Below are 383 nucleotides of genomic sequence, written 5' to 3'. Positions count from 1 at the left end.
GCCCAGCAGCGCGTCCGGCGACGCGTCCGCGACGTCGTGGCCGTCCACACGGCCCAGCTGCCACGCATCGGACCAGCCGTTGGCGACCACCTCCCGTCCATGCCACACGCCGCGCACGATACGGTCGGCCAGCACGAAGGCCAGTTCGCAGTCGCGCCCTGCCGGCGCGCGGTCGACGCCGAGCACGACCTGGTCGCGGCTGTCGATCTTCGCTTCCGTATGGCGCGCGAGGCGGACCACCTGCTGCAGGCGTTCGGCCAATGCCGCGTCGCCCGGCACGGTGCACTTGACGTCCGCACGGCCCGCGCGCTCGCGCCGCGTGGCCGTCACGGTGAGCAGCGTGCCGTCGGGCTGGCGGGTACGGCACACGGCCTGTTGGGGTA

General features: G+C 73.9%; 1 pseudogene. It reads right to left on the bottom strand.

Features of this window, described 5'->3' with window-relative positions:
• Nucleotides 1-383: pseudogene (locus tag ACEN88_RS34570) on the bottom strand (hypothetical protein); the annotation flags it as partial.

This window comes from Massilia sp. CT11-108, from assembly GCF_047302915.1.
In the GTDB taxonomy this organism is placed as follows: Bacteria; Pseudomonadota; Gammaproteobacteria; order Burkholderiales; family Burkholderiaceae_D; genus Telluria; species Telluria orientalis.
The sequence above is the reverse complement of the archived record's forward strand: the minus strand, read 5'-3'. Positions and strand labels throughout refer to the sequence as shown.